The sequence below is a fragment of the Nitrincola iocasae genome (genome assembly GCF_008727795.1).
Taxonomy (GTDB): Bacteria; Pseudomonadota; Gammaproteobacteria; order Pseudomonadales; family Balneatricaceae; genus Nitrincola; species Nitrincola iocasae.
Genome location: NZ_CP044222.1, coordinates 1,745,261 through 1,767,366, shown reverse-complemented (window position 1 = coordinate 1,767,366; position 22,106 = coordinate 1,745,261). Strand labels below are relative to the sequence as shown.

General features: G+C 52.0%; 23 protein-coding genes. 12 read left to right on the top strand and 11 right to left on the bottom strand.

The features are described 5' to 3' along the window. Window positions 1-83: 83 nt before the first annotated feature. The 3 genes from F5I99_RS08175 to F5I99_RS08165 form a co-directional block, all read right to left on the bottom strand. Window positions 84-1,121 (bottom strand): proline racemase family protein, encoded by a 1,038-nt coding sequence (locus tag F5I99_RS08175; protein ID WP_151054879.1) that lies wholly within the window; start codon window positions 1,119-1,121, stop codon window positions 84-86. Then, the gene (locus tag F5I99_RS08170) at window positions 1,118-2,272 is read right to left on the bottom strand and encodes a zinc-binding dehydrogenase (RefSeq protein WP_191905983.1); all 1,155 of its coding nucleotides are present in this window, start codon (window positions 2,270-2,272) and stop codon (window positions 1,118-1,120) included. The genes F5I99_RS08175 and F5I99_RS08170 overlap by 4 nt, the downstream gene beginning before the upstream one ends. Before the next feature lie 68 nt (window positions 2,273-2,340). Continuing rightward, window positions 2,341-3,036, bottom strand: coding sequence for an SDR family NAD(P)-dependent oxidoreductase (locus F5I99_RS08165; RefSeq protein ID WP_151054876.1), 696 nt, complete (start codon window positions 3,034-3,036; stop codon window positions 2,341-2,343). A 147-nt stretch (window positions 3,037-3,183) separates the two neighbouring features. On the opposite strand from F5I99_RS08165, the gene F5I99_RS08160 reads away from it, so the two are divergent. Together F5I99_RS08160 and F5I99_RS08155 are read left to right on the top strand one after the other, a co-directional pair. Further along, window positions 3,184-3,597, top strand: coding sequence for a DUF4399 domain-containing protein (locus tag F5I99_RS08160; RefSeq protein WP_151054874.1), 414 nt, complete (start codon window positions 3,184-3,186; stop codon window positions 3,595-3,597). Between the two features lie 118 nt (window positions 3,598-3,715). Next, on the top strand, window positions 3,716-4,831 hold the full coding sequence (locus F5I99_RS08155) for a tRNA-queuosine alpha-mannosyltransferase domain-containing protein (RefSeq protein WP_151054872.1): 1,116 nt from the start codon (window positions 3,716-3,718) through the stop codon (window positions 4,829-4,831). On the opposite strand, the gene cobB is transcribed toward F5I99_RS08155, so the two are convergent. The 3 genes from cobB to F5I99_RS08140 are packed head-to-tail and all read right to left on the bottom strand — an operon-like array spanning window position 4,819 to window position 8,297. Beyond that, entirely contained in the window at window positions 4,819-5,535 is a 717-nt protein-coding gene (cobB, locus tag F5I99_RS08150; protein ID WP_151054870.1) for a Sir2 family NAD+-dependent deacetylase, read from the bottom strand. The two genes, F5I99_RS08155 and cobB, sit on opposite strands and share 13 nt — an antisense overlap. Continuing rightward, window positions 5,532-7,325, bottom strand: a complete 1,794-nt coding sequence (locus F5I99_RS08145; RefSeq protein WP_151054868.1) for an ABC transporter transmembrane domain-containing protein — start codon at window positions 7,323-7,325, stop codon at window positions 5,532-5,534. Before F5I99_RS08145 ends, cobB begins: the two co-directional genes overlap by 4 nt. Window positions 7,326-7,355: 30 nt before the next feature. Continuing rightward, window positions 7,356-8,297 (bottom strand): sodium-dependent bicarbonate transport family permease, encoded by a 942-nt coding sequence (locus tag F5I99_RS08140; protein ID WP_151054866.1) that lies wholly within the window; start codon window positions 8,295-8,297, stop codon window positions 7,356-7,358. Window positions 8,298-8,419: 122 nt separating this feature from the next. Between F5I99_RS08140 and F5I99_RS08135 the strand changes: the two genes are divergently transcribed. The 4 genes from F5I99_RS08135 to eutC all read left to right on the top strand — a co-directional run bounded on the left by F5I99_RS08135 (window position 8,420) and on the right by eutC (window position 12,344). Next, a complete protein-coding gene (locus F5I99_RS08135) occupies window positions 8,420-9,385 on the top strand; it encodes a LysR family transcriptional regulator (RefSeq protein ID WP_151054864.1) in 966 nt (321 codons plus the stop codon). 239 nt (window positions 9,386-9,624) lie between these two features. Then, complete coding sequence (locus tag F5I99_RS08130; RefSeq protein ID WP_151054862.1) at window positions 9,625-9,942, top strand: HigA family addiction module antitoxin; 318 nt, start codon at window positions 9,625-9,627, stop codon at window positions 9,940-9,942. 171 nt (window positions 9,943-10,113) lie between these two features. After that, entirely contained in the window at window positions 10,114-11,508 is a 1,395-nt protein-coding gene (locus F5I99_RS08125; protein WP_151054860.1) for an ethanolamine ammonia-lyase subunit EutB, read from the top strand. Next, entirely contained in the window at window positions 11,508-12,344 is an 837-nt protein-coding gene (gene eutC, locus F5I99_RS08120) for an ethanolamine ammonia-lyase subunit EutC (protein WP_151054858.1), read from the top strand. Before F5I99_RS08125 ends, eutC begins: the two co-directional genes overlap by 1 nt. Here the strand turns inward: eutC and F5I99_RS08115 are convergent, their stop codons facing one another. Further along, complete coding sequence (locus F5I99_RS08115; protein WP_151054856.1) at window positions 12,345-13,784, bottom strand: aminotransferase-like domain-containing protein; 1,440 nt, start codon at window positions 13,782-13,784, stop codon at window positions 12,345-12,347. Between the two features lie 164 nt (window positions 13,785-13,948). Between F5I99_RS08115 and F5I99_RS08110 the strand changes: the two genes are divergently transcribed. Both F5I99_RS08110 and F5I99_RS08105 read left to right on the top strand, forming a co-directional pair. Next, window positions 13,949-14,149 carry a DUF1127 domain-containing protein gene (locus tag F5I99_RS08110; RefSeq protein WP_151054855.1) on the top strand — a complete coding sequence of 67 codons (201 nt, stop codon included), beginning with the start codon at window positions 13,949-13,951 and terminating at the stop codon, window positions 14,147-14,149. Continuing rightward, the gene (locus tag F5I99_RS08105; protein ID WP_151054853.1) at window positions 14,136-15,020 is read left to right on the top strand and encodes a PhzF family phenazine biosynthesis protein; all 885 of its coding nucleotides are present in this window, start codon (window positions 14,136-14,138) and stop codon (window positions 15,018-15,020) included. Before F5I99_RS08110 ends, F5I99_RS08105 begins: the two co-directional genes overlap by 14 nt. Here the strand turns inward: F5I99_RS08105 and F5I99_RS08100 are convergent. Together F5I99_RS08100 and F5I99_RS08095 are read right to left on the bottom strand one after the other, a co-directional pair. Further along, window positions 15,005-16,381, bottom strand: a complete 1,377-nt coding sequence (locus F5I99_RS08100; RefSeq protein WP_191905982.1) for a DUF3482 domain-containing protein — start codon at window positions 16,379-16,381, stop codon at window positions 15,005-15,007. The genes F5I99_RS08105 and F5I99_RS08100 overlap by 16 nt on opposite strands. Next, window positions 16,378-17,394, bottom strand: coding sequence for a DUF2868 domain-containing protein (locus F5I99_RS08095; RefSeq protein WP_151054849.1), 1,017 nt, complete (start codon window positions 17,392-17,394; stop codon window positions 16,378-16,380). The genes F5I99_RS08100 and F5I99_RS08095 overlap by 4 nt, the downstream gene beginning before the upstream one ends. Window positions 17,395-17,562: 168 nt before the next feature. Between F5I99_RS08095 and F5I99_RS08090 the strand changes: the two genes are divergently transcribed. The 4 genes from F5I99_RS08090 to ppnP all read left to right on the top strand — a co-directional run bounded on the left by F5I99_RS08090 (window position 17,563) and on the right by ppnP (window position 20,878). Next, window positions 17,563-19,302 carry a methyl-accepting chemotaxis protein gene (locus tag F5I99_RS08090; protein ID WP_151054847.1) on the top strand — a complete coding sequence of 580 codons (1,740 nt, stop codon included), beginning with the start codon at window positions 17,563-17,565 and terminating at the stop codon, window positions 19,300-19,302. Between the two features lie 191 nt (window positions 19,303-19,493). Beyond that, window positions 19,494-20,210, top strand: coding sequence for an AzlC family ABC transporter permease (locus F5I99_RS08085; protein ID WP_151054845.1), 717 nt, complete (start codon window positions 19,494-19,496; stop codon window positions 20,208-20,210). Next, window positions 20,200-20,517, top strand: coding sequence for an AzlD family protein (locus F5I99_RS08080; protein ID WP_151054843.1), 318 nt, complete (start codon window positions 20,200-20,202; stop codon window positions 20,515-20,517). The genes F5I99_RS08085 and F5I99_RS08080 overlap by 11 nt, the downstream gene beginning before the upstream one ends. Before the next feature lie 79 nt (window positions 20,518-20,596). Further along, a complete protein-coding gene (gene ppnP, locus F5I99_RS08075; RefSeq protein ID WP_151054841.1) occupies window positions 20,597-20,878 on the top strand; it encodes a pyrimidine/purine nucleoside phosphorylase in 282 nt (93 codons plus the stop codon). 59 nt (window positions 20,879-20,937) lie between these two features. On the opposite strand, the gene F5I99_RS08070 is transcribed toward ppnP, so the two are convergent. Continuing rightward, window positions 20,938-21,117, bottom strand: a complete 180-nt coding sequence (locus tag F5I99_RS08070; protein WP_151054839.1) for a PLDc N-terminal domain-containing protein — start codon at window positions 21,115-21,117, stop codon at window positions 20,938-20,940. A 75-nt stretch (window positions 21,118-21,192) separates the two neighbouring features. Next, the gene (locus F5I99_RS08065; protein WP_151054837.1) at window positions 21,193-21,987 is read right to left on the bottom strand and encodes a DUF3750 domain-containing protein; all 795 of its coding nucleotides are present in this window, start codon (window positions 21,985-21,987) and stop codon (window positions 21,193-21,195) included. Window positions 21,988-22,106 lie beyond the last annotated feature (119 nt).

The following is a 22,106-nucleotide window of genomic DNA, read 5'->3' as shown; positions in this document are numbered from 1 at the left end:
CTATTTATTGCTATAGCTCCAGTGAAAATAGCAAAAATATCTATACGACACGAGCACTAGATGGCACTGTCTTGGCGATCAACTCAGTCAAGTGGATAGAGCAACGAACCTAACCCGTCACTTTTCACCATGGGATCATCTGCATTCACGATTATTTCAGCACGATTTAACACATAGGCTTTACCGGTAATGCTGTTTTCAACCAGCGTTTGCCCTTCTACCTGACTCAAACCGGTAAATCGGCCAACAAAGCGGGTTTCTCTCAAAGAGCAGGTTTCCAGCGTATCTCCTGGCACAATGCGCTTTTCATACTGCATCAAAGCCAGACGCGCAGAGGTACCGGTACCCGTGGTACTTCGACAGATCACACCCGGATGCACGTAGGTAGCCGAACGTGATTGATACTGCCCCTTTGCCGGATTTTCAACCGGCCCCATAAAATGCAGGAAAGGAATGGGGCCGACATCATCCAGTGAATAATGACGAAAATTTTGCTCTATTCTAATCGCCTCAATTATCGCGTGTGCACAGACACTTAAACGGGCTTCTTCATCGAGTGTCAGATTGAAACCCAGCTCGGCTGCATCCACCAGAGCGTAAAAACCACCACTGTAGGCAATGCTGTAGGTCACCTCCCCCAAGCCGGGTACCAGGATAGTTTGTTGATAGCTATCGATATAACTGGGAAGGCCTTCACAGGTAATTGATTCCACCACCCCGTCGCGTATCTCAGCGTCGATCTGTACCAGTCCAGCCGGTGATTCCAGCATAAATTGCTGTCGACCTTCCTGCTTGGGTACCACACCCAGTTCCAGCACAGCGGTTGCTGTGCACAGGGTGTTGGAGCCGGAATAGATCGGATAGCCCATCACCTCCATAATAATATAACCGGCGACCGCTTGCGGGTTAGTGGCTGGCACCAGCAGATCCACCGACATTTCCGGAATACCATAGGGTTCGGACAATAACAGTGTCCTCAGCCCATCAGCCTGGTGCTGCAGGTATTCCATCTGTTGTCGGACATTCTCTCCCGGTAGGGCTTTTACACCGGCATAGACGATCCGGCTAACGTCCCCTCCGGCATGCGTATCCATCAAATGCAGACTCAGTTGTCTACTCATACTTCAGCCTCCGGCAACGCAAAAGGAGCACCATGTTCAGCCCATTCACCATCCGGAACAATGACTATTTTTCCCAGATAGTTACTGCTTCGGTTAACAAAATAGGTTTCAGCCGCATGCAAGTCTGAAAGCCGAAAAGTACCATGCAAAACAGGTTTGAGTTTCCCCTGCTCTATCCAATGCATTAATTGTTGTGCCTCTTGCCGGGTTCCATGCGACACACCAAAAATCTGCACTTGATAAAGGTAAATTCGTGTCCACATCACCTGACTGATATTACCACCACTGGCACCGGCAATACTTAGGCGCGGATAGGTTGTTCGGGCATGCATATCCTGAATCATGGTATCGATAAAACGATCAGTCATCTCTCCGCCCACAAGATCCATCACGGCATCAATCGGGGCACCACCAGTCGCACTCAGCACACGCTCGACAAAATCATCCATACTTCCGCGATCTATTACAGCTTCAGCTCCCAGCTCTAACAAGCCCTCAGCTTTATCTGGCTGACTCACAGCATAAGGAATGGCATCCATAATACGACATAGTTGAATCAGGGCTGTACCCACGCCACCACTAGCACCAGATACCAGCACTCGCTCTCCAGCACAGACCTTGGCTGCCGTTAACATATGATACGCGGTTTGATAGGAACACATGCCCATTGAAGCCAATTCAGCATCGGCCAGGTCTTTATTCGGCAGGTGATAAAACTGATTTGCTTTTACTGCAACATAGTCAGCATAACCACCATCAGCTCCATGGCCATAGTAGTCAGGCATCAGATTCAGGTTTTCACGCTCATCCGGGTAGAGATTAAAGTCCAGTAAACCACGCTCGCCTATGCGAGACACGGGTACATCCCGACCTGCGGCAACAATTCTACCGACAACATCCGCACCCTGAATACGTGGAAAGGTTAGGGTTGGCGTCCCTCCCATCTGAAAGGACGTGACTTCGTTGCTGCTGCCAACCGGATACAAACCTTCACGCGCTTTTCTGTCCGTATTATTTTTTGCCGTTGCAGTGATTTTCACCAGGACTTCATCATCTTTAGGCTCTGGTACTGGCACATCCTGACGATAGACCAGTTGCTCCAGCCCGCCATGACCCATTAAACACATTGCACTCATGGAAACAGGAACCATGCAGCCTCCTAGTGATATTTATTATTTGATCCAGTATCGACTTTAGGTTAAGCGCTCTGTTATGTAAATCAAAATGCCAGTGTATTTCCATCCCAGTTCAATAATTGACCACTCGCCTCAGGCGCTAGAGAATTTATGACTTCCACTAAACAATGCGCCGCATCTTCAGGTGTTTTAAGCTGACCAGCTGGTACACGCTGCTGGAAAGGTTCAGACAAACCACTAGCTGTTGTACCCGGATGGTAGGTGGCCAAAGCCGATAACGGAAAGCGCCGTTGCCACTCTATTGCTGTGGTTTTAACCAGCATATTCAAAGCCGCTTTGGATGTACGATAGGCATACCACCCCCCTAATCGATTATCACTAATACTGCCAACCTTTGCTGAAATCGCCATAAATCTTAGGACGGTATCACGCTTCATTCGGCCACTTACGTGCTGTAAACAAGCCGCCGTCACTAAAACATTTGCGGAAAATGAAGCAAGTAATGCCTCCTGAGTCAGTGCCTCGGTGCGCTTCTCTGGCCTTTGTGTTTCTGACCAAAGCAGGCCATTGGTTACCAGAAATTGATCGGGTAAGGCTAAGTTGTGAAGTGTCTGCGTAATTTCATGCCAGTCCCAGGAGGCGATGTGTATCTGATTAATATTGTCAGGCAGATCGTTTGGATGTCTGGTAATGAGGGTAACCGATGCTCCGGTAGAGGCTTTGAGCCGAGCAACAGCTGAGCCTATAGCTCCGCCTCCCAGGATGTAGATAGTTGACATATTTTCACTCCGATTATTTGTACTTATTACGGCTGGAGGTGTTTATTGGAGCTATTATCGTTATTGCTCTATTTGACAAGCATCCTGGTTGATCTAGGCTGAAGACAGTCACTCACACCCAAAAATAAGCATAACAAGGAGTTCATCATGAAATGGCAATCCCCTCTTCTGGCTCTACTTCTGCTTTTATTTCTGCTGCCACTGTCATCGGTTGCTAACGAGGAGAAAAAACTCTATATCATCTCTCCAGCAGACGGTGAAACCCTTAGCAACCCGGTTACTGTTCACTTTGGAGTGAAAGGCATGGGAGTTGCACCTGCTGGCGTTGATTTCCCAAACACCGGGCATCACCATCTGTTAATCAATGTCGACACCTTGCCCGCTCTGGATATGCCGGTCCCAACGGATGAACGTCATTTGCACTTTGGTGGTGGGCAAACCGAAGTCACCCTGGAGCTGGAACCCGGTGAGCATACGCTGCAGCTGCTAATGGGTGATTTGATGCATATCCCCCATACTGAGCCAATGATCTCGGAGAAAATAACCATTACAGTCGAGTAAGCAAAGCCTTGCTGCAAATAAACGGGGATGTGGTTGGATTTTTGTGACCAGGCTTGCCGACAAGCGATAGATTTTGTGGAACAATACAGCGCATTTGGTAACGGCCTGAATTTCATTTATGAGTCCAACCCGCCCCCGTATCCTGATTCTCTCTGCCTATGACGCCGCCAGCCATCAGCGCTGGCGGCAACAGTTAGTAAACTCATTACCTGAGTTTGAGTGGCATTGTCTGTCACTGCCGCCCCGTTACTTCAGTTGGCGGATACGCGGTAATGCGCTGAGTTGGTTGAATGAGCCCTTGCTGCAACAGCCCTGGGATCTGCTCCTGGCCACTTCCATGACGGATCTTGCCAGCCTGCGCGGTTTTCATCCAAAACTGGCGCAAGTGCCTGCTCTGCTCTATTTGCACGAAAACCAGTTTGCTTTTCCGGACTCTGGCCGTCAGTTCAACAGCTATGAGCCACAAATGATTAACCTTTACAGTGCCGTTGCCGCAGACCGGTTGCTGTTCAACAGTGAGTGGAATCGCCAGAGTTTTGTTCAGGGTGTCGCCGGACTGTTAAAAAAGCTGCCCGATGCACTCCCCAAGGGCCTGCCACAGGCGTTGTTGGCTAAATCGTCCATCTTGCCAGTTCCCATAGAAGACAAGCTGTTTGTTAAACGCGCACGCCTGACAGATACCCGTTGCCCGCACCTGCTTTGGAACCATCGCTGGGAATACGACAAGGGACCAGATCGTTTACTGAAACTGCTGGATAATCTGGTAGCACGCGGACAGGATTTTCGTTTAAGTCTGGTAGGTGAGCAGTTTCGACAGCAACCCGAGGCCTTTGCACAGATTCAACAGGCACACCACAGCCGCCTGTTGCACTTTGGTTATCAAACCCAGGTCGATGAGTATCATCAACTATTGCAGCAAGCTGATATCGTGTTATCCACCGCTCTGCACGATTTTCAGGGCCTTTCCATGCTCGAAGCCATGGCCTCTGGCTGCCTCGCGCTAGCACCAAATCGCCTGGCTTACCCTGAGTACATCCCGACTGAGCAGTGTTATGCCAGCCATCCCCAAGACCCGGATACCGAAGCTGACGCCGCCGCCGAACAGCTGATTCACTGGCTACACAACCCACCAGAACAACCCGCACCCAATAACTGGCGTCTTTCCCAACTAACCCCCGCTTACCGACAAACCATCAAGGGGTCAGCCAGCTCATCAAGGGGTCAGCCAGCTTGATCCTCTAAACTATTTAAAAACTCAGCCACCACTTGCGACGCTGGCCCGTAATAGCCCTGATCAAAATCCTCACGAGTAGGTTCCATATTCAGCTCCACGGTCATGGCGCCAGCATCCTGAGCCACGCCCAAAAACCCAGCCGCGGGATAGACTTTTCCGGAGGTGCCAATTGAGATAAACAGATCCGCTGTCGCCAGGGCATTGAAGCAATTATCCAGTTGATAGGGTACTTCACCAAACCAGACAATATCAGGCCGTAACGGCTGTGGCGTGTCACAGCAACGGCAACGGTCGGATGCGCTTAAAGCGCCATGCCATGGGTGAGACAAACCACTGCGCGTACACAGTGCGCTTAGCAACTGCCCATGCATGGGGATCATATTCCGACTACCAGCTCGTCGATGCAGATCATCCACATTCTGGGTGATCAGGGTAAACTGCCCTCCCCGCGCGGTGTGGCTGGCTTCAAACTCAGCCAGCGCCAGATGTGCCAGATTAGGTTCAACGGCCGGGTCCTGTAACTGGGCACGGCGCAGGTTATAAAAGCTATAGACCAGATCAGGGTTACGTAGAAATCCTTCCGGCGTAGCGACATCTTCGATGCGGTGATCTTCCCACAAGCCATTCTGGTCACGAAAGGTTCGAATACCTGACTCAGCTGAAATACCCGCCCCGGTGAGTACAACAACATGCTTGAATTTCATAGGCACGCCTCCGTTTGTGTCGTATCAGCACGGCTAACCTCTTCACCAAATTGCAAAGCCGCCAGACGCTGATACAGCTCAGACTGTTGCAATAATTGTTGATGCGTACCCGAGGCCACTAATTGCCCCTGATCCATCACCAAAATTCTGTCAGCAGAAATCACCGTCGACAAGCGATGCGCAATCACCAAGGAGGTACGCCCCTGCATGAGTTGATCCAGAGCCGCTTGAACCAGTTGTTCACTCTGCGCATCCAGGGCACTGGTGGCTTCATCCAATAACAGTACCCGAGGATCACGCAGCAAGGCCCGCGCAATCGCCATGCGCTGGCGCTGACCACCGGATAACTGAATCCCGCCGGTCCCCAAGGGGGTTTTCAACCCCAGTGGCAAGCGTTGAATGAATTCCCAGGCCTGTGCCTGAGAAGCGGCTTCAACCAGCTCGGCTTCCGTGGCATCAGGGCGACCAAAACGCAAATTTTCTTCCACGGTACCGGTAAACAGAATGGTTTCCTGAGCCACCAGGGCCATACAACTGCGCAGCGCCTGAGGATCCAGCGTTTTGATATTAACGCCATCCAGGCAGATATCCCCCTGGGCAGGATCGTAGAAGCGCAGCAGCAATTTCAGCAGACTGGATTTGCCCGCGCCAGAGGGTCCCACCAAGGCAATACGCTCACCTGGCTGGATCGTTACCGAAAAATCACTGATTACTGCCGTTTCCGGGCGCGACGGATAAACAAAGCTCACCCCCTGAAAAATCACCTCGCCACGCAGAGGGACTGGCAAAGGTGTTACCGTTTGCGGTGAGAAGATGGCAGGCGTGGCATCCAGCAATTCCAGTAAACGTTCTGTGGCACCTGCCGCACGTTGCACTTCACCGGCCACCTCGGCCAGAGTAGCGACAGCACCGGCGGCTATCAGGGCATAGAACACAAACGCCGTCAGCTCACCGGGGCTCATCCGGCCAGCCAATACGTCGTGTCCACCCTGCCAGAGAATCAGCCCGACCGCCGAAAAAATCACCATCAATGCAAAACCGGTCAACAAGGCCCGCTGCACAATACGTGCCCGTGCACTCTGGAAAGCCTGCTCCACCCGGTACGAATAATGACGCTGATCTTCAGCTTCATGTACCGATGCCTGCACCGTTTCAATACCGTGAATTACTTCACCGGCATAACTCCCCAGCTCCGCCACCCTGTCCTGACTGGAGCGCGACAGACGACGGACACGCCGCCCAAACCAGACCACCGGTATCACCGTCACCGGAATGCCGACCAATACCAGCAAGGTCAACATCGGACTGGTAATAAACAGGAAAATCAGCGCACCAATAAAGGTCAATAGATTGCGCAGCGCCATGGAGATCGATGAGCCGAACAGGCTTTGCAGCACCGTAGTGTCGGCCGTCAGACGACTTTGAATCTCGCCACCACCATTACGGGCAAAGAATTCCGGCTCCAGGGTCAATAGATGCTTGAACACCTGAGTGCGCAGATCAGCCGCCAGCCGCTCGCCAATCCAGCTGACATAGTAAAAGCGTGCGGCTGACGCCATGGCCATCACCAGCACCACGACCAGGGTCACCAATAAACCGAAATTCAGCCACTGAACATCATTGTCGGCAAAGCCCCGGTCCACAACCAGTCGCAACCCCTGCCCCAATAGCAACACACACCCGGCGGCCACGACCAGCGCTATGGCGGCGATTGTCATCTGCAGCGTGTAAGGCCGCAAAAAGCCTGATAAACGCAACAGCAGTTTTGGATGTGCTTTTAATTGTGTCATGGGTTTCCTGTCAATACTGGCTGTGCTGGATTACAGTGATTGTAGCGCGATCAGCCAGTGATGATACAACGGAATACCGATAATCACATTGAGCGGAAATGTCAGCCCCAGCGCAGCCAGCATTGCCAAACCTATATTGGCATCGGGAATGGCATTACGGATAGCCGCCGGTGCCGCAATATAGGAAGCACTGGCGGTCATACTGGCCAGAATCACCACCGATCCAACCGGCAACTCCAACCAGATCCCCATAAGCAAGCCTGTCATAGCCAGTATCGGTGGTGCTACCAGAGCAAACACCAGCACCCGCCACTGTGCCCGCGGGAAAGGCCTGAGTGTTGTGGCGGCGGTCAGCCCCATATCCAGCAGAAATAGTGCCAACACCACATGGAATGCGCCCGTCAGTAAGCCGGTAACATTGGCACCCTGCTCCGGACCATACACAACACCAATGATCACGCCACCCACCAGCAAAATAACACCCCGATTCGTCAGCGCTTCATGCCAAAGCCCGGAGAGGCTTGACCCCGTGACAGGTACCGCTCGGCGGTAGAGTAACAACGCCACAATAATGGCCGGCAATTCCAGCATCACCAGATACAAGGTGACCTCTGAGCCCACAACCAGTTGCTGTGTTTGTGTATAGGCCAGGGCCACAGCGAAAGTACCCGCACTCACGGAACCATAGTGTGCCGCCAGACTGGCACTGTCAGCGAGTGACAGCTTAACCACACGGCGAAGCAGCGGCATCAGCAACAAAGGAATCAACGCACCGATCAGTGCAACCCCGAGTAATTCAGGAATCAATGACAGGCGCAGTTGCCCATAGAGGGCAAAACCACCTTTCAAGCCAATGGTCAGCATCAACATCAGGCTTAGCAGGTCATAGGCCGCCTTGGGAACACTGAGATCCGAACGCACCAGGCCCGCCACCAGCCCCAGCAGAAAAAACATCACCACGATATCTGGCATTGCGATCTTACTCCGTCAAATGAAAGTCGACGCATTTTGCCCTGATATAAACATTTAGACTAATTAACTTATTACACATACAGTATAGATAATTATCTATACTGTACTGAGATGAAACTATTATGAAACTACGCCACCTTACATTTCGCTTGTTGGAAGTGTTTAGCTGTGTAATCAAGACTGGCAGCCTCAGCGAGGCCGCTCGCCAGCTGCACTTAACGCAACCAACAGTTTCGCTGCAACTGAAGCGCTTGAGTGAAGCCGTGGGAGAACCCCTGCTAATCATGCACCGCCAGGGAATCCAACTGACCGACACAGGGCAGATAGTCTACGCCGCCGCACTGGATATGCTCGGTCGCTTTGACGACCTACAAGATCAGTTGCACAGTGTTCAAGCCGGGCAATACGGACGCTTCAGTATAGCCATGGTCAATACCGCCCAGTATGTTTTACCGCGCTTGTTAGGCCCTTACAGTAAAACCTTCCCGGAGGTTGATCTCACCCTGGAGATAGGTAACCGTGAGCAGGTACTGCAACGCTTTAATCAGCAACTGGATGATATTTATATCTTCAGTCACCCACCGGCACTGGACCATGCCGCAGCGGCACGTTTTCTGCGCAATCCACTGGTGATCATCGTGGCCGCTGATCATCCACTGGCGCAGCAGCCGAATCTAAGAATGACAGATCTGTTGAAGGAGCGATTCTTACTGCGAGAGCCAGGTTCAGCCACCCGCATGCTGTTTGATGGCTGGCTGCAAACTCAGGGGTTGCAACTAAACCGCAGCCTGCAGATGGCCAGCAACGAAGCCATACGCGTCGGTGTTGCCGCAGGCATGGGAATCGCGGTGATCTCGCGGCATGTAATTCCTCCAGGTGCTGCCGGACTGGTTGAACTGTCGGTCCCCGGTTTCTCGCTGGAAAGCCACTGGCACTTTATCGTGCGCCGCGACCGTCGCCTGCCCCATGCCGCACGGCGCTTTCTGCAATTTGCCGATATTCAGTTGGAAAACTGCCTGGACCCGGCCTATGTCTGCCATGAAACAGATCAGTTGTTAAAGGACTTATCTACCTTCGATGCGGAGTGAGTTGATTCACACCAAGACTTAAAAAGGATTGCATATCGACGTATGATGATAAAACACTAAAACGGACAAATGGCTATTAAAAGGAATTATTGATTCCCACCTTCGTTCTAAAATTATTTGTAACATGTATCGATACAGGATACTATTTACAATGATTAACAGCTTCCGTGACCAATGGCTGGATGACTATTACTTTCGTGGTAACAAGTCACCCAACGTACTAAGTAAGAGGTGGCATTATGGTTGAAGCACTAAAAATACCTGCTCATCAACCTACAAGCGTAGGCATAATGCTCAAAGAAGAGTTTCTTGAACCTCTGGGCATCACCCAGGGCGAACTGGCAAAAGCGATGGGCGTTGGCAGGAAGACCGTTAATGAGCTGTGCGGTGGTCGGCGTGGTGTAACGGCAGAAACGGCCTTTTTGCTGGCGAAGGTCTTGGGGACCACACCTGAGTTTTGGCTTAACCTGCAGCTCATTAATGATATGTGGCTGGCTCAACACAGTGAAGTTTTGGCAGACAAACTGAAACATGCACGGTCCTTGGTGGCCGCCTAGACATTACCTAAATCCATATCCCATTACGCGCCGATTCGGGTGAGCACGCCAGTATGAGTCAAATCATGATAGCCTGATTACTATTCACATCACTTGGCACATTTTCTGCTAGTGTTTTTAAGCAAAGAATAGAGTAATACACCACTTACTGGCTGCCAGGAGATAGAATGCATGGCTTATCAATGTGTATTGGGTGAACAGCGCTATCAGTTTCAGGATCTGAAAACCTTGATGGCACGTGCTACGCCGCTGCGCTCGGGGGATTGTCTGGCAGGCTTGGCGGCTCAGGACGCACAGGAGCGCATCGCTGCGCAAATGCTGTTGGCTGATGTGCCGCTAAAGACCTTTCTGAACGAGGCATTGATTCCCTATGAAACCGATGAGGTCACCCGGCTGATTCTGGACACCCACGACACACTGGCCTTTGCGCCCGTGGCACACCTGACGGTTGGGGACTTTCGTGACTGGCTACTGTCCGAGCAGGCCGATACCCTGACCTTACAGGCACTGGCACCGGGTTTGACCCCAGAGATGGTCGCCGCCGTCAGCAAGATCATGCGTATTCAGGATCTGATCAGTGTCGCGGCGAAGTGTGAAGTCATCACCCGCTTTCGTAATACGCTTGGCCTGCAGGGGCACTTAGCCACCCGGTTACAACCCAACCACCCGACGGATGATCCGGCTGGCATCGCTGCCAGTGTACTGGATGGCCTGCTTTACGGCAGTGGAGATGCAGTGATTGGCATCAACCCGGCCACCGATAACTATCAGGCCGTGACCACGCTGATGCAGATGCTGGATGAGGTCATTCAGCGTTATGAGATTCCCACCCAATTCTGCATTCTAAGTCACGTAACCACGCAAATAGAAGCAATACACCAGGGCGTGCCTGTCGATCTGATCTTTCAATCTATCGCCGGCACCGAAGCGGCCAACACAAGTTTTGGTATTAACCTGGCACTGCTGGGAGAAGCCCTGGAAGTGGGCCGATCGTTGCAACGCGGCACGCTGGGTAATAACCTGATGTATTTCGAGACAGGCCAGGGCAGCGCCTTATCGGCCAACGCCCATCATGGCGTGGATCAGCAGACCTGTGAAACCAGAGCCTATGCCGTGGCACGGCATTTTGATCCATTACTGGTCAATACAGTGGTTGGCTTTATTGGCCCTGAGTATCTCTATGATGGCAAACAGATCATCCGTGCCGGTCTTGAAGATCACTTCTGTGCCAAACTGCTAGGTGTGCCCATGGGCTGCGATATCTGTTACACCAACCATGCCGAAGCGGATCAGGATGATATGGACATGCTGCTGACCCAACTGGGTGTGGCCGGTATCAACTTCATCATGGGCATTCCAGGATCGGATGATATTATGCTGAACTACCAGACCACCTCTTTCCACGATGCGCTTTATATTCGCCAGGTACTGGGTAAAAGGCCTGCACCGGAGTTTGAAGCCTGGCTGCAACGTCAGGGCATTTTTGATGTGAAAGGGCGACTCAGCACCGGCAGTCAGTTACCCGGCGCGTTTGCTGATCTGCGCCTGACAGGAGGCAAGCACTGATGAATGATGATGCCAACACAGATGCAAAAGCAGACGTTATCGTCACCCACAACAGCTGGCGATCACTGCGTCAGCATACAGATGCACGCATCGGATTGGGACGCACAGGTGTCAGCCTTCCTACACGTGAACAACTGGCCTTTCAGTTGGACCATGCCAGAGCGCGGGATGCCGTCCACCTGCCCCTGGATGAAGAGGCCCTGCAACAACAGCTGGAAGCAGACGGCTTTCAGGTTTATCGCCTCAGCAGTCGGGTCAGTCATCGTCAGGAATACCTGCAACGCCCTGATTTTGGGCGCCGCCTCAGTCCTGCCTCAGTCAGCTACCTTCAGCAACAAGCGACTCAGATCACCCCACCCGATACTCTGATCGTGATCGCTGACGGTCTGTCCTCCACCGCTGTAGCCTCCCATGCGGTCCCCATGGTACGCCGCTTGGGAGCCGCCCTGAATGCAGAGGGCTTAAGACCGGGACCTGTCTGTCTGGTCAGCCAGGGACGTGTCGCTGTGGGGGATGAAGTGGGTGAACTGCTGAAAGCCCGCTCGGTGATTCTGCTGATCGGTGAACGACCAGGCCTCAGTTCACCCGACAGCCTGGGCATCTACTACACCTACGCCCCCAGAGTCGGTCTGACCGATGCAGCGCGCAACTGTATCTCCAATATTCGTCCACCAGGACTGAGCTATGATGACGCCACCGACAAGCTGATGTTCTTGCTGCTGGAATCCTACCGGCGTCAGTTATCGGGGGTGCAGCTCAAGGATACTTCTGTACGTTCGGAGCAAACCGGACTGGGCGAACAGAGGAATAACTTTCTGTTACCGGATAAGCGTTAATCAGGCAACCACCGCATGCTGCTGCGCTTCTTGCACCATTTCTGTGGCAAGCTCACCAACAGTGCGCACGGCGGCTTCTATAGTGGGCGTCAGGGTAAAGGCATAATTCAGGCGCAGGCATTGGCGATACTTACCTGAGGCTGAAAACAGCGATCCTGGTGCCACATGGATGGCGTGCTGTGCTAAACGTTCGTTAAGACGCACGCAATCCACCGCAGCGGGCAGTTCCACCCATAATAAAAAGCTGCCCTGAGGGTAGCTGATGCCCGCGCCCTTGGGGAAGTAGCGCTGCACCCAACTGATCATAATGTCACGCTGACGCTGATACTGGCGGGTAGCATAGCGCAGGTGGCGCTCATAGTGCCCCTTGGCTACAAACTCCGCTACTGCCAGTTGCGGCAGCGTGGCCGAAGCACCGGTGGAAACATACTTCATATGCTGTGCCTGATCTCGGTAGCGACCCGGTGCCAGCCACCCTACCCGCAGCCCGGGCCCCACTGTTTTGGAAAAGCCGCTACACAACATCACCCGACCATCGTCATCGAAGGATTTCACTGTGCGCGGCCGAGGAAGACTGAAGGCCAAATCACCATAGATATCGTCTTCGATTATGGCGACATCGAAGCGCTGGGCGAGCTGAAACAACGCCCGCTTACGCGCTTCAGGCATGGTATAGCCCAAGGGGTTGTTGTAAGTTGGCGTGACCTGTATCGCACGAATTGGCCACTGTTCCAGTGCCAGCTCCAACGCTTCCAGGCTGATGCCGGTTTGCGGGTCGGTGGGGATTTCCAGCGCTTTTAAGCCATTGGCCTTGAGAATCTGCATGGTGCCGTAAAAACTGGGCGAATCCACAGCGACAACATCACCTGGCTGGGTCAGCGTGCGCAACGAGATGGCCAGTGCCTCCTGACAACCGGTGGTCACCATAATGTCATCCGGGTGCAACAAACAGCCGGACGTAACCGCTAACCGCGCCACCTGCTGGCGAAGCTCAGGACTGCCGCTCAGTTTATCGTAATTAAAGCCGTAGAGATTATTGCTGCGGTGTAAGCCCGCCAGGATTTTTGACAAAGGCCGCAAGGTTTCATAGGTCAGATTGGGTACGCCACATCCTAATAGCAGCCGAGTGTCATCACGCTGGGTTGCGACAAGTTCCAGCACCTGATCCCATTGGGAAACATCCAAGGGACGCTGTGCTGGGCGTGAGACCGACGGTAACACCGAAGGCACTCGACTAGGTAGCACGAAGTAGCCAGATTTGGGGCGCGACTCAATTAACCCGGCATCCATCAACTGTCGATAGGCTTCCTGAGCCGTCGAAATGCTGACCTCCATCTCTTGGCATACTGCACGGATAGAGGGCAAACGATCACCTACATGGTAAATATCATGTTCAATACGCTGCCGTAACAGTGTGGCAACCTCTTCGTAGCGTGTCATAACACTTCCCCAAATCAAACCAACAAACAATACAGATACACAAATAAATAACCATACAGAAGCATAAAACTTCTCACCTGTATCTTAAAAATAATAAAACCTATATCTGTATTGAAATACTAGCACTGAGTACTCTGGTTAGACAAACTATGAGGAGATAAATCATGTCACACTTCAGCGTTACCCGACTGCGCCATCGACTGCACGACTACTGGCAATGCTACCGCGGCCGCCGCCAGTTACGAAAGCTTGATGACCGACTACTTAAGGATGTCGGCATTACTCGCTCACAGGCGCACCATGAAGGACAAAAACACTTTTGGAACCTGCCACCCTTTAAACGAGGACCATATGAAAACCGCTGAATATTACCTGCTGGATGTGTTTACCGACCACCCTTTTACCGGCAATCCACTGGCGGTATTTCCAAACGCCGATGGACTAGCAACCCGTACAATGCAAGCGTTTGCCAATGAGCTTAACCTGGCCGAAACCGTGTTTTTAGGTGCGGCCACTAACACAAACCACTACCCGATGCGGATTTTTACCCCTACCCGAGAGTTGCCGTTTGCAGGCCACCCGACAGTAGGTACCGCACACTTGTTGGCGGCATTGAAATTAGTCAACCCTGAGCAGACTCTAGTGCTACAACCGCCAATCGGTGCACTGGCGGTGAGCTATGCACAAACAAGAGCAACCTTTACCACCGCCCAGCCTGCCAAGGTAATGGACAGTAATCTGGATCAGGTCAGCGCGGCGGCGCTATTAGGTCTCGAAACACACCAGGTGATTGGCAAGCCCGTGATTGCTTCCTGCGGGCTGCCCTACCACCTGATCGAATTAGCGGACAGGGTGGCCCTGGAGGGCGCTCTCATCTCTGCAACCATTTGGGCAGAGTTTATCGCTAGCAGCAGTGCTGAACAAATATATCTTTACGTGATGGAACAACCAAACGACATCGGAACCGAAACCGGAACCGTGATTCGCAGCCGCATGTTCTGTATGCATGCCAGTATCTGCGAAGATCCTGCGACCGGCAGCGCAGCCGCTGCCTTGACCAGCTATCTGGCCGCTAACCAGCCCGACGCATTACGCTGTCAGATTCATCAGGGTATAGAAATGGGAAGACCTAGCGTGATCTACACCGCCGCTAATGGGGATGTTAAGCCAGGTTTGGTTCAGGTGGGTGGGCAGGCCATTATTGTCGGAGAAGGCAAGCTCTACTCGGCTGACTGATCCGTATTTTCACTTAACTGCGCCACGATCCAGGCTTCCAGTGCCTGTTGGGATTTATCGCTCCACTTGTCGGATTGCAGCTGTTTTGCCCAACGCAGCAAACGCACCTGTTCGGCCTGAGACCAGGTGGAAGCCTTCACCTCTAACTGCAGCGCATCGCGCTGGGCATGAGTGCGGGACCAAAGCAGATTAAGAAAACTGAGACTACGCGCCATCACCACAAACGGGAAATTCGGGTGCTTGACCGGGCCGATCTTATGCTGTTTTTTAATCCCGGGAATCGATAAGCGAGAACCAGGCTGTTGCTGAGAGACTAACCAGCCACCGGCGGTACCTAAGATTCCACCGGTAATGGCCCCTAACAACAAAGAACTGCCACCAGTACCCACATCAAACAGTGAACCGGCCGCCGCGCCTGTCGCGGCTGATACGACCATTAACTCTTTAGATTTCAGCCCCCAGAAGGACCATTGCTCAGTATCCATAAGCTGATTAAAGCCTTTCACCCAGTTCAGCTGGGTCTCAAGTTCCAGGCGGCTGTAGCCACATTGCTGCATCCATTGCTGAAACCTGGACTCTTCTGCCTTATTCAGTGACTGTTGCAACGCCTCCTCTGGCGATTGACCCGACTGAAGCCTGGCGGCATCCAGTGTCAGGGTGATCTGTCCACACCAATAGGCGGCCAGTTGCTGCGCGAACTGACTCAAACGCCCAGACTCACGAGTCTCCAGGTGCTGAATCAAGCGTTTTAAGGCGCGTTGCTGTGCCGGATCAGCCAGTTCATTCATGGCACGCAAAAGTTGCAGCCGCGAGTCCAACTGCGCACTCATAGGGTCAAACACCCTCACCCACTGAAAATACTGATTGAGTGTCTGACGCCACTCATCCTGATGCGTACTGCCTGCCATCGGGTTGATCACCGCCATACGCGGCTGACCTGTCCAACGTAAAATTTCCATTTCAGCCAGGTCACTGGCTGAAACCGGTCCGGATGCATCGGTTACATAAATAATCCCGGCGCCTTGCATCACCGGGGTCAGCAGCGCAACTTCATCAGGAAAGGCCTGTCGATGCTCGGCAACATCCAGGAAAGCACGCACTCGGGCGGCGCGCTCATGCGGTGCCACCGTCTGTTGTTGCAACCAGGCCAATACCTGACGTGCGCGCTGAAAACCGGGCGTATCCGTCAACGCCAGCAACAGTCGATTATCAGCGATAAAAGAAAAACTATCAGCCTGCCGGGTGGTGCCTGACTCTACCCCTATCTGGATACTGTCATTTTCAGTCAGTGTTGAGACAATGGATGACTTACCCTTGTTGGGGTGCCCGACAACACAAAAATGTGCGGCATCTGCAATCATTGCGCCTCCAACCATACGAGTTGATGTTGTCTGGCAAACAGCTGCCAGCTATCCCTGGCATGTGCCGGTGCCTCAAGACTGTTATCCCGGACCTGAATCGCCTGTTGAATCCCCAATGCCGATGCCTGCTTTATCCTATCTGCCATTTCTGCCAGGGGTGTACGGCGTAAATCGATACACCAGACCAGCCGGGACGGTTTGCGCTTGAGCAGAGCCTGCCAGCGCTGTTGATCTGACTCCCAACTGTCTACGCCCAGCGTCAGCCCTTCTGACGTGTTTATCTCCCAGAATAGCTGTTCAACGCCTTCCCAGTCTGCCAGGTCTTGTACCCGCAGATCAGCCAAGGCTGTTTCAGTTGATGCCGACACAGGCTGATTCGAGCTAATACTCAGGCGGTGTGAATAATGGCGCAACTGCAACTGACAAACCAGAATAAGCAAAATTCGCGGCAGCAGGTTATAGGTCACCAGACTTGCCAGCAAAAACGACCACCAGCCTCCCGCATTCACGGCATGTTCAGTGGCCGGGGCGATACGAATAAAACGGGTGCTTTCAATTAATGCCAAATCTGGCACAGCAGACGGCCAATAGGCTTGCCAGTGAACACTGATCATTTGGGTGATTTTGTGAATCAGGGTCGGATCATCGACCAGCGTTGAACTCCAGCCAAATGCCAGATCAGTGAATAACAGCAGCGTCAGAAAAGCGGCCAGCACACCTAGCGCGCTTAAGCACCAGAGTTGATGGAGTTTCAGCCAAAGTTGCAGTTGTGACTGGCTATCCAACTGCCAGCGCTGGGCACCACTAAACCTCAACAACCAGGGAGCTCGCTGCTTGCGAAACATCATTAGTCCGGAAATACACGCACCTACAAACGGTAGTCCTGCCCAAACCAACCAGACCAGCATCAGGTTGATACGCCCATCGGGGGTATAACGCAGCGCCGCAGCGCCGATCAGCAGGCCGAGAATAAACGCCAGTGGATAAAGCCAGAAAGGTAGTTGAAGCTTCAAGCCAGGTCCCTAATTCAATTCATCTATAAACCAACCATCATACCGACTGCCTGGACTAGAGGATAGCTCAGGCCCTTTCATCTATACACTGTGAGTATCAGGCATATTATTTTAATCGGCGCGAAATTTGCATTCCTATCAGAAATACAAATTTCCGGAGGGTAATGCATGCTGTTTTTTACAACGCCATCACGACTCGATAAATCCAGCGAAACCCATCCCGAATGGTTAACCGCTATTGAGTCAAAGCAGGACAATGCGCTGTTGGATGCCAGGGACCTGCCCGATTTTTTACGCCAGCAACTGGAAGACCCTAAGCTGACGCCACTTATACAGCCGATGCAGTCGGTATTCAAACGTCTTGATGCTCTGCAACGTCATACACAACATAGCCTTGGAGTTGCCAGCAATACGCTACTCGAAATAGCAGGCAAAACCACCGAACAGCAGGACTACCTAAAAAGTTCAAGGCAATCACTGCAATCCGGCTCACAAGAAGCTGATTCTCTGCGCACTGAAGTAGAGCAGGAACTTCAGGCTGTGCACCAATTTTTTTCAGAACACCTCTCTTCCCTACGCAAAGAAATGAACACCAAAGCCGAACATGCACGCTCAGTAATTGCAGGGATAGATAATATCGGTAAAACCGTTGATCTGCTGGCACTGAACGCGGCCATTGAGGCCGCTCGTGCAGGCGAAGCCGGAGCAGGCTTTGCCGTGGTAGCCGATGAGGTCCGCATGCTGGCCCGTCGTACCCGGGAAAGTGCGCGTAATGCTTATCAGCAGATAGATCTTTCACCACTGGAACAGAGCATTATTGATCTGCTTGATCGTGCTGAAACCCGTATTTCTGAGCTTTCAGGACAGGTTGAGCACTCACTGGAACGCTTACATCAACTACTTTCAGGTATGAGCAACCATCTGGATGAAATAGATAGCAACAACCGCATTATTAACGCCACACTGGAGATAGGTAATGGCGCCAGTGAGCGTGCCAATCACAAAATCTATCAGGGGCGTCAACTAATCTGTCAGTTAGCTCCCCAACATTCAGGCTTAAAAAATCTGAGTCGACAATGGCAACATACCTGTACAGATCACGGTCTTGTCACTGACCCTGCCTTTGACCGTCTGGCCGCAATACGTGATCGCGGTGTGGTACGTATCGCCATAGAACCTGATTTTAAGGGGCTATCCTTCAGAACAACTGACAATGCCCCCTTACAGGGATTTGATGCCGACATGGCACGACTGTTTGCGCAATCGCTGGGAGTGAAATGCCAGTTTGTTGAGCAACCCTGGGATCTCTGTACCCAACTGCTAGACTGCGGCGATCGACCAGGTGAAGCCGAGGTGGACTTGGTCTGGAGTGCCCTGCCCCCCGATCCGAACTACGAAGGCGTCGCCTTCTCCGAACCTTATGTGTACCTGCCCTATGTACTGGCTCGCCGCAAAGGGGACGACACCATCCAGAGCATCGAAAGTCTGCAAGGGAAAGTGCTGGGGTGTGTCAATGACCCTGCAGCCTTTACCACCCTGGAAGAAGCCGGATTGCGCTGGCGTAGCAACCTGCAAGTTCCTGGTGGACGTATTCAACTGTCCAACTTGCTGGCGTACACCAATCAAAGCTGGATTCATGATGCCTTGAGCAATGGCACCGTCGATGCCTTTGCCATCGACCTGCCGATCTATTATTGGGCCGCCACACATCAGGACAGCCCTTGGTCTGGACATATTGAACTATTGCCGGACAACCTGGCAAACGAACTCTGGCATTATAGTGCCGGAGTCAGTGATCACCCTTCCAGCCAGACGCTGTTGTCAGCAATTAACAGTTTCATCCTTGAGTTCCGTAAACGCCCGGAATACCGTGAACTGAATCAGCGCTGGATGGGGAAAGTCTGGTAGGAAAGCACCATGTTGGAATAATAATGTCACTGCTACAAAGCATTTTGGCCAGTTGATCTGAAGATCTGGTAGACTCAGGCGACCTCAATAACCTGTGCGTTAATTGAATAGCATTCACCAGACGTATTCGCTTTATTCAAATTAAACTCCAATACATAACAGGTTATAAGCTGTAATTTCTGGAGCCTGACGTGTCAGTCAACGAAGCGGAGCTACATCAACTCGATCGCCAACTTGTTTGGACCGGCTTTAAACAACTGGTCCCTTTGTCAGTATTTGTCGTGGTATTCGGGGTAGCATTTGGCCTGGCAGCTGCCCAGTCAGGCCTGAGTGCACCGGCTATTATTGCCATGAGTACCCTGGTCTTTGCCGGTGCCTCACAATTCGCCGCTCTGGAGTTATGGGGCCCTCAAGTATCCCTGCTCACATTGGTCATAACTGTATTTGCAATCAATGCACGCCACCTGCTTATGGGCGCAACACTTTATCCCTGGCTTCGTCACCTGCCAACGAGAAAACGCTATGGCGTTATGCTGGTTGCATCTGATGCCAACTGGGCCCTGTCTATGCAGGCATTCAGTCGTGGACAGCCAGGTCTGGGACTGCTGCTGGGCGGCGGGCTTGCACTCTGGTCATTCTGGATATTTGGTACCTGGCTGGGCGTCTACTTTGGCAGTGTTATTCAAGATCCGGAGCGTTTTGGGCTGGATATGGTCATGGGCTGTTTTCTACTCGCTATGGTTGTCGGTGGAGAAAAAAACCTGCGGATGCTGGTGATCTGGACACTGGCAGCCAGCTCATCAATCCTGGCCTATTGGTTTTTGCCAGAAAACAGTCACGTCATAGTGGGTGCAATAACCGGTGGTCTGGTTGGTCTTGTCTGGCTGGAGAAAAATCATGAACGTTGAAACGGCAGGACTGGGTGTTCTGGTCATTATTCTGGCCATGGCCTCAGTCACATTGGCGACTCGCTGGGGTGGCGTTTTTGTGATGTCTTTCGTGCCCATCAGTTACAGAGTAAAACAGTTTATCCATGCCATGTCCGGCTCCGTACTGGTCGCTATTCTGGCCCCCCTTGCAGTTACAGGTGACAACGCTGCCAGATTGGCCTTGTTGGCTACAGCTGTCACCATGTTGCTGTTAAAGAAGCCACTACCGGCCATAGCTGCCGGCATTTTGGTTGCCGCACTGTTCAGACAACTCTGGCCTGGTTAGGCTACTTCAACAGAAGCATGGCATCGTGTTAAAAAGCGCATTATGATAAGCGCCATTTTTGCATGGAGAATCGACTGCGATGTTAAGCGTAAATGAGTATTTTGAAGGTAAGGTGGTCTCTATCGGGTTTACGGCTGATCAAGGCCCGGTTACCTCTGGTGTCATGGCGCCGGGAGAATACACTTTTGGCACCCGTCAGAATGAGCGCATGTGTGTAACTCACGGAGAACTGCTGGTAAAGCTGCCGGAACAGCAGGATTGGCAAGCCTTTCCTGCCGGTACTGAATTTAACATAGCGGCCGGTGCTTCCTTTGATCTGAAAATAGCTACACCGACCGCCTATCTGTGCTATTACAGCTGAGCTGTTGCAATTGAACCCGTTCGGGATGGCTGTCTGACCATCCCGAACGGGTATGCCAGTTATTTTGGACCCAATAAAAACCAGAGAATAAAGCCCAGCACAGGCAACAACAAAATCAACACGACCCACAGTACTTTGGCTCCGGTACTAGCCGCACTCTGTACTATCTTAATAATGGCGTAAATATTCAGGACCAATAACAAAAGCCCCAAAATACCCGAAACTTCAACCGATAGCATAATAACGTCCCTCATCCTGTTTGTGGTGTAATCTCAGACTGATCATACGGCAAAGGCTATAAGCTAATCCACCTTTCACTCAATTGCTTTTAATGGCATGTGTGTTGGAAAACCCAACCGTCCCAGACCGGGCAAGTTAAGCGCCAAAGGCCAGGGATCAACACCGGCACTCAGTCCGAGAAAATTCATCTCGAACCCTTCTTCCAGAGCCAGAGTCACACCCAGCAACCCCGCCAGAGAAATCTGAAATCCCGAACCACTCGGCGCGCGAGCAAACACGCCACCCTCTGGCAAGTAATCTTTACCGATGGCCGTTGGTGGTAGATTAAGCTTGAGCTCAGGCACTTTACGGCCCAGATAAGCGATAAATGTATTACTGTTAGGACCCGGCCAGACCCGGTATTCATGGTTATAAGGATAAAGCCTGGCGGCCTCATGTAAACGACTGATCAGTGCATCCACCTCGCCACCACCACGAATCTCACGCAACAAGGCCGGCTGACTGCCATACCAGTAACCATCGGGAATACCCTGGGCAACCTGTACAGCATCACCGCCACGTCTGACACTAAAGCCTATCACCTCAAAACGGGTGTAATGATCAACACCTTGCGGTTTAGCAGCTATCCAGGTGTGCACCCCCAACGCGCCACGCCAGCGAAACGCCCGGGCCGCATACACCTGAATCAGCGCCCCTTGATGTGCCGCAGCATCCGGTGCAATACCGGCACTGTCCCTACGGGCTGTACGCCAGTCAGATGGACCTTCATCACCGCTAAAATGTGATGTCAGTGCACATCCGACTGGTATAAAAAATACCAGAACAATAAACACCAACAGCCGTACTAACCATTTAAATCTTGTTCTCATTGGCATAGATCATCCTGAATTTTATAATCATTCACACCCTACGTTGTTAATACAATTTTAGCCTAGTCAGTTGTTATCGCTTAATATTGCTATTCTGTAAATCTGATATATAGTGGATA